The following is a 14,848-nucleotide window of genomic DNA, read 5'->3' as shown; positions in this document are numbered from 1 at the left end:
GAAGGATACGATATGTATACATTAGCATCTAGTCAAGCTGAAATAGATACAAAAAGTGTCGTTGCCGGATTGGATACATTGCGTACCATTCATGTTATGGAAAAATGGTTTGATCGGGTTCGCTCCCTAATGCGAAGAGATGGCGTTACTCAGGACGCCCTGACTGAAGTTCTCGGTGTGAAAACTCGAGGAGCAGTAGGTCATTACCTGAGTGGTCGCAGAGAGCCGTCAATTGATCAGTTGAGGGCTTTGGCGACCCTCTTTAATGTCAGTCTCGACTGGATACTTACCGGCCAGGGAGAGGTTGGTGAGAGGCCTCCACCCCACTTGGTGCTGGAGGATGTCGATCAATACCCACGGCGGTGGGGAGTAACGTCTGAGTGGAAATCACGTGTGGAGCGTGCTCAAAAAGAGCTCGCTCCACCACCACAAGAGGATGAGCTGGAATTCGTCGGGCACATGGATGCTTGGGACAGCAAAACACCACTGGATGACGACGAGGTTGAATTGCCGCTTTTCCGAGAAGTCGAGCTGGCAGCTGGTGCAGGCCAGACCGAAGTCATTGAAAACCACGGTGCCAAGTTACGCTTTGCAAAATCTACGCTGGCGAGGGCAGGGGTTTTGAAGGAAAACGCCGCGTGTGCGTTTGTCCGCGGCAACAGCATGGAGCCGGTCATGCCAGACGGAACCTGTGTGGGCGTGAATACCGGTGATACCACAATCCGAGATGGCGAGATCTACGCGATCGACCACGGCGGCATGCTGCGAGTGAAGTATCTCCACCGTCGACCAGGTGGCGGTATCAAGATAGTCAGCCAAAATGCTGTTGAGCACCCGGTTGAAGACGTTACCGCTGATGAAATGGCCGCCAGCGTGCGGGTCATTGGGCGGGTGTTCTGGTGGTCGGTGTTGAGATAGGAGTAGTCTAATGTTTACAAGGCAGCAGGTAAGGGATCACTTGCGCACCCCGAAAGCGGTTAGGTCTGTTTTATTTAAGCCGGCCAGCGCCTCTCGTAATATGCCAAAGTTCCTCCAGTTGAAAGGCCGTAGAATACACCACACCGATATTCTGGATGCTGGAGGAAGCTACCGGGCGCTTTTTCTTTGGAGAGATGGAAATATTTTTGAAAAGCGAAAGTTCTCAGCGTGGCTATTCTTATCAGAAGGAGATGACCTAACGCCTATTGCAAGAATGGACTACCATCCATCGCATAAAGGCTTTCACATGCATGTAAACTGCGAGGATTCGCGGGATCTTACCAATAGGGCTCTTCCAGGGGCCAAAGAATTGGCTATAGGTAGAACTCGTAAGTGGGACCCAAAAGTCGACATTGATCGTATTAATCTCGTCGACCAAGCATTAAAATGCCTACGCATTTCTATGCTGAGCTTAGAGGGAGGGCTTTTCTGATGGACGCAAAAGATCTTCAATCGGAGCTGTGCAAAGGTTTTGTAATTCGCCCAACAGAAGGCGATGGCTTGTCCATTTGCACCCCTTTCACTTATGACGATGGGGATAGTGTCGTCATTTTTGTAATGCCCCTGAAAGACGGATCCTTCCGAGTTGATGATAATGGTGAGGCCGCTTTTCGGCTAATGACGGACGGGATGAGTCCTGATCACAACAAGGCTAAGAGTTGGCTAAAGTCGCTTGAGGCAAGCCATAATGTGATCTGGGATGAAATTGATGACGAGCTTTTCGCTGTCGCGGGCTCTGCTGCTTCAGTTGCCGACGCCTCAATGCGGGTAGCGGAGTGTTCAGCTCAAATGCAGGTGCTCTCTGCATTTCGTCAAGAGCGAAAGGTTTCCGACTTTAAAGAACAAATTATGAACGTGCTGCGCGAGGTTGAGCGTGAGACCAACGTAGAAACGCGCTATGACGTTCCAGCAGATCCGAACCATCAGATTTTTGTTGATGCGTACTTCATGGCAAAAACGCCAATATCCGTTGTAATTGCCACTTCCGGAGAGCGGCTTCTCGAAGCGGAACTATTGTGGAGCACAACTCAACAGATCAGTGACCCCATGCGGGTAATAGCTGTTTTTGAAGATATGTCGAAGTTCAGTGATAAGCAGTTAGCGCGAGCAAGCTATTACACAGATAAAGCTGTTCCGTGGCGTAGTATGCCAGCTGCGTTTCACCAGCTGATTAAAACAGAAGTTACCAGAAATCATTAATAGGGTCAGCGCTTGATCAGGCCCTGTTACCCACAATAGTCCGCCAGCTGCTCCCTGTAGCGATTAAGCTGGCGGGCTGATGGTTCCAGCTTATAAATCTTCACAATCCTCAAGAACCTACTCACGTATCCGCACCGGCCAGCTGGTGGTAACCAATCCTCCGGGCCTTTCGCCCCTTTCTGCCTATTCAGGCTGAGCTCTACACTCCACAGATTCACAGGATCGTTCGCGAACCTCTCCCGCTTTTCCTGCTCCCAGGTATTGGCTCCATGATCCCAGGCCCACTTCAGGGGCACTACGTGATCGATGTCGATATCACTGGCGTTCTGTATGACCTTGCCGGTGAATGGGCTGATCCAGCGGCCTGTGACAACCCTGCAGCGGCGTTCGTCTGCAAACCTTACCTTCGTGCTTGATTGGGCAATCAGCGCCTCTGCGCGGCTGTCCTGACAATCTCCATCGCTATCTGCCCAGCCATTTCCAAATTTGCTTCTTGAATATCCCGTATCAGCTAAAGCCAGCGCTTTGCTTTTAGGCTCGCTCATGCCCTTTGGCAGGCTTCCGCCCTCTGCTAAGCACGATTCCAAAGTGCTGAACGGCTGGTAGTTCTTTGTTCGGTCGTAGTGGGCGCCCGCCGGAGAATGGCAGATTCCTGATTTTGACATCTTCACTGGCTGTGCCTGGGTAGCTAATGAGCCAAAGAGGGCTAGCACGGCTATGAAGGTGGTTGTGACATTTCTTGGCATTGGGGCTCCTTGTATTTGAAGCCAGGAAAGATACCTGAGTCGTTTGAACTTTTCAGCGATCAATAAAAAATCTAAAAAAGGATACGTTTTGTATTGACCGAACGGATACATATTGTATACGCTGTATCCATAACGTTGATCAGGGAGACAACATCATGGGTCGCAGAGCAAAACCAACTTATCCAAGAATGCTTGTAGAGCTGGCGGACAAAACACTGTTACCGCCACGCCGTTCAGAAGTCGTCGTGCTGGCGGCTCGCGGGTTGAGCGCTAAAGAGATAGCCCGCGAACTGCACATCTCTCCGGATACCGTTAGCTGGCATCTGGACGAAGCCAAAGATCAATTTCACGCACAGAGCCGTGTAGACCTGATTTCCCAAGGCTGGATGCAGGGGTTGTTCCGTGCCCGGATGCTTGCCTGGGCATTGCTGGTTTTAGCTGCCGTGCCGGCCATGCGCAGCCGTCCAGCTCCAACCAGTTCATCGCGTCCGCCAGTTACCGCCAGCCGCATAGGCCGCAACCCAATTCGTGCCAATTACGCATAACAAGGAGAACAACCATGAGAACGATCACGATCGAACTGCCTGACGACACGCCAATCATGTCTCTGATTCAGTTTTCAGCAGACGTTGGCTGCGACATGAAGCTGGTAGAGCACAACCGGTTTCGGTTTGAGCGCAGAGGACCGGTACAGAACGTTGTTCGTCTGCCAGCCCGGGTGCGTGCGGTCGAGCAGTCAGAGCAGGGGAGAGCGTAATGCTGATCTTAACGCGACTACCCGGTGAGGCCGTGGTCATGGAATCCGCCAGCGGTGAGAAAGCCAAGGTGGTTGTGCTTGAAAACCGGGGTGCACAGGTACGGCTGGGGGTGATTGCTGATCCGTCCATCTCTGTAGATCGGGAAGAGATTTACCTTCGCAAGAAGGAGGAATCGAGTCGTGGCTGATGCATGGGGCTGGGTTTACCCAGGTGATACCGGAATCACAAGCGCATGCTCGAGCAAGGGCGTTGTCGATTCTCTGGCTAAGCAACATGACCTGGTTGTGGTGCCGCTAGTAAGAGAAACCGCCAAGACCCGGCATGCAGACCAGCTGTACCAGGTGCTCAAGGATCTAACCGGGCTGGCGAAGCTGGCAGCTTCCACTCTGAACACTTACCAGGCAGCGCTACGCAATGCTGATGAGCTGCTGAAGCTGATTGAAAGCGAACAGAGAAGCGAGGAAACCACCGAATGAACGCAATTGATTTGTTCTCGGGCGCCGGTGGGTTTTCAACCGGAGCGCAGATGGCTGGCGTCAATGTCGTTTGGGCAGCTAACCACTGGCCAGAGGCAGTTGAATGGCACTCACGCAACCACCCAGGCGCCCAGCACCTTTGCCAAGACTTGCACCAGGCAGACTGGTCGAAGGTTCCTGCGCACGATCTGATGCTTGCCTCGCCCTGTTGTCAGGGGCACAGCAAGGCCCGGGGCAAAGCGCATGGCAACCCCCAGCACGATGCGAGCAGAAGCACAGCATGGGCGATCGTTTCAGCCGCGGAATACCACCAGGCACCGGTGGCGATCGTTGAGAACGTGCCCGAGTTTCTTAACTGGCAGCTTTACCGACCATGGGAACTGGCCATGAATGCTCTGGGCTACTCCGTTAGCCCGCATGTGGTGGATGCCGCTGACTTGGGCGCACCTCAGAACCGGATACGGATGTTCCTCGTTCTGACAAGAACGAAGGCGCCACTGAAGCTCGATCTCCCAAGGCTGAACCACAAACCCGCCAGCGGATTCATAAGCTTTGATTCTGGCAACTGGTCGATGATCGAGAAGCCCGGGCGGGCAAAAGCAACACTTGAAAGAGTCAGGGCAGGGCGGGCGGCTTTCGGTGACCGGTTTCTGATCTCGTACTACGGCAACACCAAGATCGGCAGAAGCCTTGATAGGCCGATCGGAACGATCACAACCCGGGACCGGTGGGCCGTCATCGATGGCGACCGCATGCGGATGCTTGACCGTTTCGAATGCAGGGCGGCAATGAGCTTTCCGGATTCATACCAGTTGCCAGAAAACCACAGGCTCGCAGTTCATTTGATGGGTAATGCAGTTTGCCCTGAGCCGGTAAAGCGGATTATTCAAGCAGTTAAGGAGGCAGCATGACTGGCCATCACTCTCCACTAGCAGTGCAAGAAATGCAGATCCTGCACCACTTGCTGCAGCAGGGAGAAACCCACACCAACGAATTGCACTCTGAGTTTGAGCACTTCGAAACCCGCAAGCAGCTGAGTCTTGCCCTGGGCAACATGAAGCAGGCAGGGCTGATTGCCAAGAACAACCCGGGGCGCTGGTCGCTCACAGGTGTTGGCCGCGAAATGCTCGACCTGTCCGGCTATCCGAACAATGGCCTGACTGGTGAAGCGGTTAACGCAGAAGCGCCAGAGCCCACCGATGTGTTACAGCTGCTGGAGAAGCTACAGGAGAAAGTGCCGGAGAACGCTTCTCTGGTGATTGAGCGCGGTGAACTGTTCTTCGTGGTGGCTGGCCAGAAGTTCGAGATCCAGTGGCCGGGGGATTTCGAGGCCATGACCCTGGTGGCTGATCGGTATATCGGTGAGGTGGCGTGATGAGCAAGTTTACCCCCCCCCCAGATCAAGGCGTTAGAGCACATGCGCAAAACTGGGCAGAGCATAAACCTTGATGCCAACGGGAGAGCTTTCATGATTGACGGCACTCAAATCAACAAGCTGACGCTTCGAGCATTACTGAAAAAGCAGGTTTTGAAGCCATGTGGAACTGACCTACTTGGTGATGGTGTGGCGGCGTACACGATCCAAGACGAAGCGAGGTGCGCGTAATGGCTAAGCCAAGACGCAAGCGCAACAGCAACCGCGCGCGGGATCACAAGCTGTTCGGCACATGCCATCTGTTTACGTGGGAGGGGCTGCTCAGCCCGAAAGATGGCTACCAGTACACCACAGCGCAAACCTACCTGCGTATGGGCGGCTGGTGCCCCATGGGTGAGGACTTGGCCAGTCACCTTATCAAGCTACCACGCAACTGGATGATCGGTGTGCGGGCGCTGTGCAGGGCTCCAGACGGGACCATGTGGATGGAAAGCCAGACGTTTGATCTTTCAGCCCGGAAGATCGGTGACATCGATGGCGCTTACCACCAATTGCGTGCCGATGTTCTGAGCAATCAGCGCACTGACCAGGTGTTTGATATGGGCTGGATTGCGCAAACATGGTCCGGGCGCAAGCCAGAAGACGAGCACGAGCTATGGCACTACTACTACGCACCGCCTGAGATTATCGCCCAGGTGTGCAATGACCGGCGCACCCTTGAGCGAATGGCTGGGCCCGGGTACAGCGATAGCCGAAAGGCTACTTGGCAGCAATCGAATAGGGATTATCTGGAAGAACGGGAGAAGGCAGCGTGATGGACCGACCAATACTTTTTAACACTGAAATGGTGCAAGCGATTCTGGATGGCCGAAAGACTCAGACTCGGCGACTTGTTCCTGAGTGGCAGCTTCCCTCAGAAACCTCAGGCCCGCATGACGAATTCCCTGAATCCAGCTGGATTTCAGTTGCTCAGCGTGATCGCAGATACGGTTTCGGCGTGTTTGGCTCAACCGAAGAGGAGTGCATGGCCAATTACAAGCACGACTACTCGTCATGCTGCCCATACGGCCGCTCCGGTGATCGACTTTGGGTGCGGGAAACTCATGGCTTCGAGATTCGATCTGTTGGCGGAACACCTCACGAACAGATCACATACCGCGCTTCAAACCCTGATGCCGTCCACTGCTACGACTGCAATGGAATGGAGCAGCCTATGAAGTGGCGTCCATCTATCCACATGCCCCGCTGGGCCAGCAGGATCACGCTGGAGATTACCGGTGTTCGGGTGGAGCGGTTGCAGGATATCAGCGAGGCAGACGCCAAGGCGGAAGGCGGTCCAACTCATGGCCACAGCGGAGCTGAGATAAGCGGTCGTCGAGGATTTCAGCATTTGTGGGGGCAAATAAATGGCGTTGATAGCTGGGATGCCAACCCGTGGGTATGGGTTATCAAATTCCGGAGGGTCGATTGATGGATCAGTTGAGCATGTACCAGCTGTCAGATAACCACCCTCTGCTGGTGGATCCGGAGAAGCCATGGCCGTGGAAGGTTCTGGTTGGTTACCGGGCCCCGGGCGCCAGAAAGATCAAAGCCACACGCAGCATTTATCTCAGGGCTGCAGGTGATCGTGAAGCTGAGTCTGCAGCGATCCGCCAAGCACGGGAGATGCCGCTGGTGAGAGATGGTCAAAAGCTTATTTGCTCTCGAATTGTTAGCAGCAGGCCACTGGATAAACACGACGCGTTCCACGGGAGCTAGTGGATATGGCCATGACACCCGCAGAGCGTAAGCGCCGCCAGCGTGAGCGCCTGAAGAGCCTCGATGTAAGGCTGGTGCAGATGGAGCTGGCCGCCAGCGAGCGCCAGACCATAGCCGAAATGGCAGAGCTTCGAGGCTTCGAAGATCAGACAGAGTACCTGCTTTCGCTCGTTTACAAAGATCGTGACATGTCACAGAAGGAATTAAATCATGACGCAAATTGATAGAACCGGAAAAGTAACATTCGGCGATGCCAGCGTGAACGTTTGGGAAGACCTCGTTAGGAGGGGCTGGGACGAATGGCAGGAATACGAGCGTGGGTTCAAGAGCCAAACATTTAAGCGGATTGTGCAACAACTAAACCGGCTTGGCTGGAGCGTGGAAGTTCCTGCCGACATGATCGAGCAGTACGGCCGGAGCTTTGCAGAAGACTACCGCCATTGCCGCAAGGGCAACCTTCAGGGCCTGCTCGATCTGAGTGGACGCTGCATAAAGTTTGAGATGTGGCAGGACGTGGCTAACGTCGATAACCCGAACGGGGGGCGCTACGACTTCGATAAAGAACAGCGGATGCCTTACTTGTTACGCCTGGAAATGGAGCGCACCCGCCGCCGGATCCGAGATTACTTGTGTAACGTTTTTTCTGGCTATGAGTTCCAGGCTGACAGAAACGATGGCCGCTCAAATAAGAGGGGCCCAGGCAGTTTGACCGCGGTTGAATGGGTAGACGGATGTTATCAGACCAGCTGGCACTTCAAGGGTGACATCACCAATTACGAAATTGCTGAATACAACCGGAAGTCGGGAGACGGAGCAAAGCTAAGTCACGGGCAGAGGGTTTGGTTTGCCGACCGTAAAGGGCGGATCTGCACCGGTATTGCCTATTACAACATCAACAACATGTGGTGGGTGGTAACAGGGAAGTTTGACGTGAGCAACGAATCAGCATCCAACCTGTACAGCATTTGCCCGGAGAACCCAAAGCAAAAGCGGAATGGCAGACTGCGCCGGAAGCGCCTGGAGTCCGAGCTATCTAAAGCCGTTAAATCCATGGATTTTTTGCGAGCTCAGAAGCTGAAGGAGATTGTGTTTCCTACTGACGAGCCGCTTTTTATGGTCTACCACAAGGGCCACGGCTGCTATCACCGTTCGAGCTTCTGCGGATACACCAAAGACACAGCTGATGCTGGGCGGTTCACTTGGGAAGAGCTGGGGCCGTTCAGGCCGAAAGATGGAAGTATGGAAGATAACCTAAGCAAGATCGTTTCAGTTGAGCCGGAGGTCATAGCAGCATGAGCGATTTTAATGAGTGGTTAGATGCTGCGCTAATCGTGGCCGGTAGCAACGGAATGGCTGATTCGCAAGTTATCCCCACGTGGCTAGCTGATGTTGCTGATAAATTTCCGGCGCTTACTGTTGGTGCGCTTCGGAAACTGCATGCCGATAGGAAAGGGACGGTCAACTGCCCGCCAGCAGCATCAGTAAATGTGGTTCACGGGCATCGAGTTATTCAATGGACAGCTAAACCCTTGCCCGTCGGAACAAAGCTATATGCCGGCATGCCCAGCGCCGGAGTGCCGAAGGGGTGGAAAATCGAGCCAACACGAGAGGGCAGCATAGCTATATCGCATCTTGACATTGGGTTTTACATATCGCCTTTTCCGGACGGAGATAGTCGGATTTCAGATGTGATCTTGCACGCGCTGGCTACAGAACTCCAGCAACCACCAAAGCCGGAGGGCGAGTCATGAAACTTAAATGCTACCTGGTAGTGCAGGGGAAGGTTCCCCGGTACGGCCTAGACAAAGAAAACACTCGGGTGGCAGGCGCTATCAGGCTGACGAAGACTAGGCCTAGCACTGACAAGGATGAAATCGCAGTCGCCCTAGATCTGGATATTCCCGATTCGCTTTTCATTAAACCGGTATTACAGGCAAACATCTCAGTACCGGAGGGCGCACCGCACGGGGGTGCTATCACCGCAGAGGTGGCAGACAACATCGCGGAAGTGATCCGCCAGCAGACAGGGTTCAGTGTGCGGGTATCGGCTGAGCAGGAGGGCGAGTGATGGTTGCAACAACGACCCTTATGGATCATCAACTCAATAGATCTTCGCTGGATGCTGAAGTTGATTACATCATTGACGAGGCTCGCCGGTTAAGCGGCAAAGACTGGCAAGTTATTGCAACTGTGCATCGTGATCAGAGATTGTTCAGAAAGCCACGGGTTTATTGGCGCTGGCAGCTACTCGTTTATGTGGGCGGATGCCTGCCGTGGCAGGTAATAACCTGTGCTAAAGATCGGGATGCTGTGTTTGCATATCTCGCCGGCGTCGTATCTGGCGTCATGGCTCAAAGGCGGCGCGACGAGCTGGATGATGCAGGTCTCTGTGAGTCCTGTGCTGAAGAGCGGGCTGAATTGGTGGAGGGTTAGGTTTTGAAGCTTATAAAAGCAACGCAGTTCCGGACGCGCTACTTTGAAAAAGGCAGCGAGCCAGACATGAAAACACTCAAGCGGCTCATCGATGACGGAGAGCTGCCAGGGCAAAAGTTCGGAACGATCTACTACGTTGACCTTGATCGAATCAAGATATCCACGAATCCGCTGGTTAATAAGGTGCTGGCAGCATGAGCCCAAGGCCGCGCAAAAGAGCCAACAAGCCGCTTCCGGACAACTTGTATCCGGCAAATGGCGGTAAGTCGTATCAGTATCGGCACCCGATAACCGGCAAGTACCACGGCATGGGTGTGAGCAGGGCGCAGGCCATAGCGGCAGCCAAGGAATTGAACGCCATGCTGGTTCCGGATAACGACTTGGTGGCCAAGGTGCTGGGGCATGTGACAGTCCGCCAGCATGCCAAGTGGTGGTTAGAGAATATAGCGCCAGAGCGTGAGTACAAGAAAAGCACGCTGGAGATGTACCAGGTGCAGATGCGGAAGCTTAACGCGGCTATGGGTGATAGGGCAGTTGAGGATGTTGATGTGCAGGATCTGGCCAAGCTGCTGGAGAAACACTCAGCCCGGACCGCAAACCAGATTAGGCAGGTAGCTGTTGATTTGTTCAGGGTGGCAGTGAGCCGGGGCCTGAGACCGGACAATCCCGCTGAAGCAACACTCAAGCGAAAAGAGAAGAAGGCCCGGAAGCGGCTGACTCAGGAGCAATACGACGCAATCCACGCGCTTTGTCCGCGGTGGGCTCAGAACGCTATGGATCTGGCGCTGATCACGCTGCAGCGCCGGGGCGACGTTGCCCGGATGAAGTTTGAAAACATCAAAGACGGCAGACTGCTGGTGATCCAGGAGAAAACCGAGAAGTACGACACTGGTTATCTGGCCATAGCCGTGGGTCCGAAACTGGATAAAGTAATCAAGCGCTGCCGGGATGATCTCGCCAGCCCATACTTGGTGCACCGCAGGCCTGAACGCAAGATCAAAGAAAGGGAAGGGATGGATCACTGGACGCAGGTAAAGCCCCAGATGATTACCAGGGCATTTGCCGAGGCCCGTGATGAGTCGGGATTGTTTGATGGCGTACCCGAAAACGAGCTGCCCACGTTCCACGAGATCCGGGCCCTAGGTATTAAACGGTACCGGGATCGCGGCGAAGATCCACAGAAACTGGCGGGGCATGCTACGGCCAAGATGACCAGCAATTATGATTCAGGGCATGAGGAAATCAGGTGGGTTGAGGTGCATGCGGAGTAGAAGGTTTTGGATTTATATTGGATTTGTTTTGGATGGCCTAAAAACAAAAAAGGCAGATCACTCGTAAGTGTCTGCCTTAATTGGGGAATTTGGTCGGGACGGAAGGATTTGAACCTTCGACCCCTTGCACCCCATGCAAGTGCGCTACCAAGCTGCGCTACGCCCCGATTCGCTAATTACTATCTTTTCAAAGCTCGGCTTTGATGACGTGCGCCAAAGAGACTTAAAGAGGAATCTCAGTGGCTTAGCGGGAGCGAAGTCTACACTAGCCCGGAATGAAAATAAACAGGCATTGCATAAATTGCATCTGAATTTCTAGCGTAGCTTGGTTTCCCGGAGCTGTTGCACGAACTCCGGCGGATCAAAGCTATCCGGATTCGATGCAGCCCAGTATTTATCGAAGACTGCCATGCCGGTTTTGCCTTCTAGCAGCGCCCCGGGTGCCAGGAATGGAAACAGGTCGATGTATGAGTGCACCCTCGTTTTCGATACCCGGCGGACAATGTGCTCGGGCCCCAGCTCGCCAGGGTGGCGCAGACCTGACGCTTGCAGCATGTTTTGCAGCGCATCCAGGGTGTTTTTATGAAAGTTGTATACCCTCTTGCTTTTATCTTCTACGTCTAGCTTGCTGCTTCGTCTGGGGTCTTGAGTGGCGACACCGCTGGGGCAACGACCGGTATGGCAATTCAGGGCCTGGATGCAGCCTAGCGAAAACATGTAGCCACGGGCGGAGTTGCACCAGTCTGCGCCCAGGGCCAGAGTGCGCGCGATATTGAAGGCAGACGTGATTTTCCCGGCTGCCCCAATGGCGATGTCTTCCCTGAGGTTGGTGCCCACCAATGTGTTATGCACCAGAAGGAGCGCCTCTGTCAGGGGCGTGCCTATACGATTGATGAACTCCAGTGGCGCAGCACCGGTGCCGCCTTCGCCGCCGTCTATAACGATGAAATCGGGTTTGCGCCCGGTCTCCAGCATGGCTTTAACAATGGCAAACCACTCCCATGGGTGCCCGATAGCCAGTTTGAAGCCTACCGGTTTGCCCCCAGACAGTTCGCGGAGCTGGTCCAGAAATTCAAGCATTTCGATGGGTGTTGAAAAAGCTGAATGTTCGGCGGGCGAAACGCAGTCCTCACCTACGGAAACGCCTCGGGCTTCTGCGATTTCCGGTGTCACTTTCGCGCCAGGGAGAATTCCACCGTGGCCGGGTTTTGCACCTTGAGATAGTTTGACCTCTATCATTTTTACTTGATCGAGCGTCGCATTTAGTGCGAACTGGTCAGGGCTGAATGAGCCATCCTTGTTCCGGCAGCCGAAGTAGCCAGAACCGATCTCCCAGACCAGATCGCCCCCGGGCGCTTTATGATAGCGGGAGATAGAGCCTTCGCCTGTGTCGTGGTAGAAGTCGCCCATTTTTGCGCCTGTGTTCAGGCTCAGAATTGCATTTGCCGAAAGCGAGCCAAAGCTCATGGCAGAGATATTGAAAACACTTGCGCTGTAGGGCTTGGCGCAGCGCGAGCCAATCTGAACCCGGAAGTTGCTATCGGCGATTTTTGAAGGCTTCAGTGAGTGGTTTATCCATTCAAAACCATCTTCATACATTTTCAGCTGGGAGCCAAAAGGGCGCTTGTCGAGCACGTTTTTAGCTCGCTGATAGATGAGTGCTCGTTGGTCCCTTGAAAACGGCTGCTCATCATTATCGGACTGGATGAAGTACTGGCGAATCTCGGGCCCTATGGATTCGAACAGGTAGCGAAAGTGCACCATGATGGGGTAGTTGCGGCTGATGGTGTGCTTCTTTTGAAGTAAGTCGTAGGTTCCAAGAATGGTCAGGGCACCGAAGATGCCGGGGAAAATGTAACCCGCTTGAAAATGCAGGCTCAGGGCCAGCGAGACAATGAAACCTGAAATACTCAAAACGTAAGCTGAGTACCGCATCGGGAACGTGGTTGTTTTTTCCATGAATTTCTCACTCGGCTCAGTAAATGCTGGGAAGGATTTGCACCATTCGATTGGCATCCAGTATATCGATGCAATGGGTAACTTATAGTTGGTTGTTTAAGTTTCTTCTTTAAAACTCCGTGTTTGGTCTATGCTGAAAAGGGTATTGAGAGCGCTTTGATGTTTTGAGCTCAAAACATTAATATGGCGCGCCTGTAACATTTGAATCCAGATTATGACGAATTTCGGATACTAAATTCAAAAATCAGGAGGCGCCATCACGTGGGCGACGTAGTTAAAGACGAATATCAAACGGATTACGTAGCCGGCCAGGATAACGTACGACCATTCGGGCTGGATCTTCATGCACCGGTATTTCCGATTACGGCGATATTGGTTGTGCTGTTTGTAGTGGGGACACTCATGTTCCCCACAGCGGCTAATGAGCTGCTGGTTGGTACAAAAGACAGCATCATCGAAAACTTCGATTGGTTCTTTTTGCTAAGCGCCAACGTATTTGTAGTTGTGTGTATTGCACTGATCTTTATGCCGGTGGGTAAGATCCGTTTGGGCGGTATGGATGCCAAGCCTGATTTTTCTACCATCTCTTGGTTTTCAATGCTGTTTGCAGCAGGCATGGGCATTGGCCTGATGTTCTGGGCTGTGGCCGAGCCAGTCGCTTATTACACTGACTGGTTTGGTACGCCGTTTGGAGTGGAAGCAAACACGCCAGAAGCGCGTAAGCTGGCCATGGGCGGCACTATGTACCATTGGGGTCTTCACCCTTGGGCCGTGTACTCCATTGTTGCGCTTTCCCTGGCCTTCTTTGCGTACAACAAGAACATGCCGCTGACCATTCGTTCCGCGTTTTTCCCTCTTTTAAAAGACAAGGTGTGGGGCTGGCCTGGGCATATCATCGATACCTTGGCGGTTGTCGCCACTATATTTGGCTTGGCAACGTCGCTTGGCTTTGGTGCACAGCAAGCCGCTTCCGGCCTTAACTACTTGTTTGGTATGGGCTCCGGTATCAACGTTCAAATGGCGATTATTGTGGGCGTAACCGCTGTCGCGTTGTTGTCGGTTCTGCGTGGCCTCGACGGCGGCGTAAAAGTGCTGAGTAACATCAACATGGCGCTGGCGGGCATTCTTTTGTTCTTCGTTATTTTTGCCGGCCCCACCATGAGTATTCTGGAAAACCTTTGGGCAACCAGCTCCAGTTATGTGAGTAATGTCGTAGCTTTCAGTAACCCATTTGGCCGTGACGATGAGGCCTGGATGCGTGGCTGGACTGTGTTTTATTGGGCATGGTGGATTTCCTGGTCACCATTCGTAGGTATGTTTATCGCACGTGTTTCGAAAGGCCGCACGGTTCGTGAATTTGTAACGGCAGTTCTGATCATCCCTACGGTTATTACCGCAGTGTGGATGAGCTCCTTTGGTGGTGCGGCGCTTGAGCAGATTGATCAGGGCATTGGCGCGCTGGCAGAAGATGGCATCACAGAAGTGTCCCTGGCGATGTTTCAGATGTTTGCCAACCTTCCGCTGACTGAGATCCTGTCGTTTGTTGGCATTGTGCTGGTGTTGGTGTTCTTTATCACCTCATCGGACTCAGGCTCGCTGGTTATCGACAGCATCACGGCGGGTGGTAAAACCGACGCACCTACCGCGCAGCGCGTATTTTGGGTGATTATGGAAGGTGCCATTGCAGCGGCACTGATCTTCGGTGGCGGCGCGGATGCGCTGAGCGCTATCCAGGCGTCTGCAGTGAGTGCGGGCCTACCGTTCACCGTGATCCTTCTGATCATGACTTGGGGCTTGTTGAAAGGCCTGGCTCATGAGCGCAAGTTGTTGATTGCACGAGGTGAGATGTCATAGGAAGTGACGCATAAAAAAACGGAGCCAAGGCTCCGTTTTT

At 53.4% G+C, this 14,848-nt stretch carries 22 protein-coding genes and 1 tRNA gene; 20 read left to right on the top strand and 3 right to left on the bottom strand.

Annotated elements, in window-relative coordinates; genetic code table 11:
* The first annotated feature begins 12 nt into the window (after window positions 1–12).
* The 3 genes from AADB16_RS14755 to AADB16_RS14745 are packed head-to-tail and all read left to right on the top strand — an operon-like array spanning window position 13 to window position 2,178.
* Window positions 13–918, top strand: a complete 906-nt coding sequence (locus tag AADB16_RS14755) for an XRE family transcriptional regulator (protein ID WP_410804359.1) — start codon at window positions 13–15, stop codon at window positions 916–918.
* A 10-nt stretch (window positions 919–928) separates the two neighbouring features.
* Window positions 929–1,411: a hypothetical protein gene (locus tag AADB16_RS14750; protein ID WP_410804357.1), complete on the top strand. Its 483-nt coding sequence runs from the start codon at window positions 929–931 to the stop codon at window positions 1,409–1,411.
* Window positions 1,411–2,178: a DUF1828 domain-containing protein gene (locus AADB16_RS14745; RefSeq protein ID WP_410804355.1), complete on the top strand. Its 768-nt coding sequence runs from the start codon at window positions 1,411–1,413 to the stop codon at window positions 2,176–2,178. Before AADB16_RS14750 ends, AADB16_RS14745 begins: the two co-directional genes overlap by 1 nt.
* A 26-nt stretch (window positions 2,179–2,204) precedes the next feature.
* Here the strand turns inward: AADB16_RS14745 and AADB16_RS14740 are convergent, their stop codons facing one another.
* The gene (locus AADB16_RS14740; protein WP_410804353.1) at window positions 2,205–2,924 is read right to left on the bottom strand and encodes an HNH endonuclease family protein; all 720 of its coding nucleotides are present in this window, start codon (window positions 2,922–2,924) and stop codon (window positions 2,205–2,207) included.
* 155 nt (window positions 2,925–3,079) lie between these two features.
* Between AADB16_RS14740 and AADB16_RS14735 the strand changes: the two genes are divergently transcribed.
* The 16 genes from AADB16_RS14735 to AADB16_RS14660 all read left to right on the top strand — a co-directional run bounded on the left by AADB16_RS14735 (window position 3,080) and on the right by AADB16_RS14660 (window position 10,995).
* Window positions 3,080–3,469: a response regulator transcription factor gene (locus tag AADB16_RS14735; RefSeq protein ID WP_410804351.1), complete on the top strand. Its 390-nt coding sequence runs from the start codon at window positions 3,080–3,082 to the stop codon at window positions 3,467–3,469.
* Between the two features lie 14 nt (window positions 3,470–3,483).
* Entirely contained in the window at window positions 3,484–3,681 is a 198-nt protein-coding gene (locus tag AADB16_RS14730) for a hypothetical protein (RefSeq protein WP_410804349.1), read from the top strand.
* Window positions 3,681–3,869, top strand: a complete 189-nt coding sequence (locus AADB16_RS14725) for a carbon storage regulator (protein ID WP_410804347.1) — start codon at window positions 3,681–3,683, stop codon at window positions 3,867–3,869. Before AADB16_RS14730 ends, AADB16_RS14725 begins: the two co-directional genes overlap by 1 nt.
* Complete coding sequence (locus AADB16_RS14720; protein ID WP_410804345.1) at window positions 3,862–4,158, top strand: hypothetical protein; 297 nt, start codon at window positions 3,862–3,864, stop codon at window positions 4,156–4,158. Before AADB16_RS14725 ends, AADB16_RS14720 begins: the two co-directional genes overlap by 8 nt.
* On the top strand, window positions 4,155–5,069 hold the full coding sequence (locus tag AADB16_RS14715; protein ID WP_410804343.1) for a DNA cytosine methyltransferase: 915 nt from the start codon (window positions 4,155–4,157) through the stop codon (window positions 5,067–5,069). The genes AADB16_RS14720 and AADB16_RS14715 overlap by 4 nt, the downstream gene beginning before the upstream one ends.
* On the top strand, window positions 5,066–5,533 hold the full coding sequence (locus tag AADB16_RS14710) for a hypothetical protein (RefSeq protein WP_410804342.1): 468 nt from the start codon (window positions 5,066–5,068) through the stop codon (window positions 5,531–5,533). Before AADB16_RS14715 ends, AADB16_RS14710 begins: the two co-directional genes overlap by 4 nt.
* 230 nt (window positions 5,534–5,763) lie before the next feature.
* Window positions 5,764–6,348: a hypothetical protein gene (locus AADB16_RS14705; RefSeq protein WP_410804340.1), complete on the top strand. Its 585-nt coding sequence runs from the start codon at window positions 5,764–5,766 to the stop codon at window positions 6,346–6,348.
* The gene (locus tag AADB16_RS14700) at window positions 6,348–7,004 is read left to right on the top strand and encodes a hypothetical protein (protein WP_410804581.1); all 657 of its coding nucleotides are present in this window, start codon (window positions 6,348–6,350) and stop codon (window positions 7,002–7,004) included. Before AADB16_RS14705 ends, AADB16_RS14700 begins: the two co-directional genes overlap by 1 nt.
* Window positions 7,004–7,291, top strand: a complete 288-nt coding sequence (locus AADB16_RS14695) for a hypothetical protein (RefSeq protein ID WP_410804338.1) — start codon at window positions 7,004–7,006, stop codon at window positions 7,289–7,291. The genes AADB16_RS14700 and AADB16_RS14695 overlap by 1 nt, the downstream gene beginning before the upstream one ends.
* Before the next feature lie 5 nt (window positions 7,292–7,296).
* Entirely contained in the window at window positions 7,297–7,515 is a 219-nt protein-coding gene (locus tag AADB16_RS14690; RefSeq protein WP_410804336.1) for a hypothetical protein, read from the top strand.
* Window positions 7,502–8,587: a hypothetical protein gene (locus AADB16_RS14685; RefSeq protein ID WP_410804334.1), complete on the top strand. Its 1,086-nt coding sequence runs from the start codon at window positions 7,502–7,504 to the stop codon at window positions 8,585–8,587. The genes AADB16_RS14690 and AADB16_RS14685 overlap by 14 nt, the downstream gene beginning before the upstream one ends.
* Window positions 8,584–9,042 (top strand): hypothetical protein, encoded by a 459-nt coding sequence (locus AADB16_RS14680; RefSeq protein WP_410804333.1) that lies wholly within the window; start codon window positions 8,584–8,586, stop codon window positions 9,040–9,042. Before AADB16_RS14685 ends, AADB16_RS14680 begins: the two co-directional genes overlap by 4 nt.
* Window positions 9,039–9,359, top strand: a complete 321-nt coding sequence (locus tag AADB16_RS14675; protein ID WP_410804331.1) for a hypothetical protein — start codon at window positions 9,039–9,041, stop codon at window positions 9,357–9,359. The genes AADB16_RS14680 and AADB16_RS14675 overlap by 4 nt, the downstream gene beginning before the upstream one ends.
* Window positions 9,359–9,724 (top strand): hypothetical protein, encoded by a 366-nt coding sequence (locus AADB16_RS14670; RefSeq protein WP_410804330.1) that lies wholly within the window; start codon window positions 9,359–9,361, stop codon window positions 9,722–9,724. The genes AADB16_RS14675 and AADB16_RS14670 overlap by 1 nt, the downstream gene beginning before the upstream one ends.
* A 3-nt stretch (window positions 9,725–9,727) precedes the next feature.
* The gene (locus AADB16_RS14665) at window positions 9,728–9,922 is read left to right on the top strand and encodes a hypothetical protein (protein WP_410804328.1); all 195 of its coding nucleotides are present in this window, start codon (window positions 9,728–9,730) and stop codon (window positions 9,920–9,922) included.
* On the top strand, window positions 9,919–10,995 hold the full coding sequence (locus AADB16_RS14660) for a phage integrase Arm DNA-binding domain-containing protein (RefSeq protein ID WP_410804327.1): 1,077 nt from the start codon (window positions 9,919–9,921) through the stop codon (window positions 10,993–10,995). The genes AADB16_RS14665 and AADB16_RS14660 overlap by 4 nt, the downstream gene beginning before the upstream one ends.
* 90 nt (window positions 10,996–11,085) lie before the next feature.
* On the opposite strand, the gene AADB16_RS14655 is transcribed toward AADB16_RS14660, so the two are convergent.
* Both AADB16_RS14655 and AADB16_RS14650 read right to left on the bottom strand, forming a co-directional pair.
* Window positions 11,086–11,162: transfer RNA gene (locus AADB16_RS14655), tRNA-Pro, on the bottom strand.
* Between the two features lie 148 nt (window positions 11,163–11,310).
* Window positions 11,311–12,954 (bottom strand): FMN-binding glutamate synthase family protein, encoded by a 1,644-nt coding sequence (locus tag AADB16_RS14650; RefSeq protein WP_410804325.1) that lies wholly within the window; start codon window positions 12,952–12,954, stop codon window positions 11,311–11,313.
* A 261-nt stretch (window positions 12,955–13,215) separates the two neighbouring features.
* Here AADB16_RS14650 and AADB16_RS14645 point away from each other — a divergent pair, with 261 nt between their 5' ends.
* Window positions 13,216–14,808 (top strand): BCCT family transporter, encoded by a 1,593-nt coding sequence (locus tag AADB16_RS14645; protein WP_410804323.1) that lies wholly within the window; start codon window positions 13,216–13,218, stop codon window positions 14,806–14,808.
* Window positions 14,809–14,848: the final 40 nt, after the last annotated feature.

This window comes from Marinobacter sp. KMM 10035, assembly GCF_046537445.1.
Taxonomy (GTDB): Bacteria; Pseudomonadota; Gammaproteobacteria; order Pseudomonadales; family Oleiphilaceae; genus Marinobacter; species Marinobacter sediminicola.
The sequence above is the reverse complement of the archived record's forward strand: the minus strand, read 5'-3'. Positions and strand labels throughout refer to the sequence as shown.

Bases quoted from the DNA above. Each gene is read 5' to 3' on its own strand.
- AADB16_RS14660 (WP_410804327.1), top strand. From the start codon at position 9,919: ATGAGCCCAAGGCCGCGCAAAAGAGCCAACAAGCCGCTTCCGGACAAC.
- AADB16_RS14745 (WP_410804355.1), top strand. From the start codon at position 1,411: ATGGACGCAAAAGATCTTCAATCGGAGCTGTGCAAAGGTTTTGTAATT.
- AADB16_RS14715 (WP_410804343.1), top strand. From the start codon at position 4,155: ATGAACGCAATTGATTTGTTCTCGGGCGCCGGTGGGTTTTCAACCGGA.
- AADB16_RS14650 (WP_410804325.1), bottom strand. From the start codon at position 12,954: ATGGAAAAAACAACCACGTTCCCGATGCGGTACTCAGCTTACGTTTTG.
- AADB16_RS14725 (WP_410804347.1), top strand. From the start codon at position 3,681: ATGCTGATCTTAACGCGACTACCCGGTGAGGCCGTGGTCATGGAATCC.
- AADB16_RS14695 (WP_410804338.1), top strand. From the start codon at position 7,004: ATGGATCAGTTGAGCATGTACCAGCTGTCAGATAACCACCCTCTGCTG.
- AADB16_RS14755 (WP_410804359.1), top strand. From the start codon at position 13: ATGTATACATTAGCATCTAGTCAAGCTGAAATAGATACAAAAAGTGTC.
- AADB16_RS14685 (WP_410804334.1), top strand. From the start codon at position 7,502: ATGACGCAAATTGATAGAACCGGAAAAGTAACATTCGGCGATGCCAGC.
- AADB16_RS14675 (WP_410804331.1), top strand. From the start codon at position 9,039: ATGAAACTTAAATGCTACCTGGTAGTGCAGGGGAAGGTTCCCCGGTAC.
- AADB16_RS14670 (WP_410804330.1), top strand. From the start codon at position 9,359: ATGGTTGCAACAACGACCCTTATGGATCATCAACTCAATAGATCTTCG.
- AADB16_RS14705 (WP_410804340.1), top strand. From the start codon at position 5,764: ATGGCTAAGCCAAGACGCAAGCGCAACAGCAACCGCGCGCGGGATCAC.
- AADB16_RS14700 (WP_410804581.1), top strand. From the start codon at position 6,348: ATGGACCGACCAATACTTTTTAACACTGAAATGGTGCAAGCGATTCTG.
- AADB16_RS14730 (WP_410804349.1), top strand. From the start codon at position 3,484: ATGAGAACGATCACGATCGAACTGCCTGACGACACGCCAATCATGTCT.
- AADB16_RS14680 (WP_410804333.1), top strand. From the start codon at position 8,584: ATGAGCGATTTTAATGAGTGGTTAGATGCTGCGCTAATCGTGGCCGGT.
- AADB16_RS14740 (WP_410804353.1), bottom strand. From the start codon at position 2,924: ATGCCAAGAAATGTCACAACCACCTTCATAGCCGTGCTAGCCCTCTTT.
- AADB16_RS14735 (WP_410804351.1), top strand. From the start codon at position 3,080: ATGGGTCGCAGAGCAAAACCAACTTATCCAAGAATGCTTGTAGAGCTG.
- AADB16_RS14750 (WP_410804357.1), top strand. From the start codon at position 929: ATGTTTACAAGGCAGCAGGTAAGGGATCACTTGCGCACCCCGAAAGCG.
- AADB16_RS14690 (WP_410804336.1), top strand. From the start codon at position 7,297: ATGGCCATGACACCCGCAGAGCGTAAGCGCCGCCAGCGTGAGCGCCTG.
- AADB16_RS14710 (WP_410804342.1), top strand. From the start codon at position 5,066: ATGACTGGCCATCACTCTCCACTAGCAGTGCAAGAAATGCAGATCCTG.